Consider the following 271-nt stretch of genomic DNA (forward strand, 5'->3'; position numbering starts at 1 on the left):
GGCGATCCCGAAGATCTCGGCCGCCGCTACCGCAAGCTCATCGACCGCATGCCTGCGGTGCGCGTGCTTGGCGGCTGCTGCGGCACCGACCACCGCCATGTCGCGGCGATCTGCGAGGCATGCCTGCCGCAGGCGGCGTAACGACCTGAGAGGGAGGAGAGAATGACGATTGGGGGCACGATGATGCGTGGGCGCGGCTGGCACGATCTGTGGCTTGTGATCACGGGACGGCAGAGGCGCACCGAGCCTGAGGCGACCGTGGAGGTGGCGC

Annotated in this window: 1 protein-coding gene; it reads left to right on the forward strand. The window is 69.0% G+C overall.

Annotated elements, in window-relative coordinates; all coding sequences use genetic code 11:
• Window positions 1–141, forward strand: a 141-nt coding sequence (locus AF337_RS42645) for a homocysteine S-methyltransferase family protein (protein WP_160320367.1), incomplete at its 5' end; no start/stop codon positions are given.
• Window positions 142–271: the final 130 nt, after the last annotated feature.

This window comes from Rhizobium ecuadorense (assembly GCF_001187535.1).
In the GTDB taxonomy this organism is placed as follows: domain Bacteria; phylum Pseudomonadota; class Alphaproteobacteria; order Rhizobiales; family Rhizobiaceae; genus Rhizobium; species Rhizobium ecuadorense.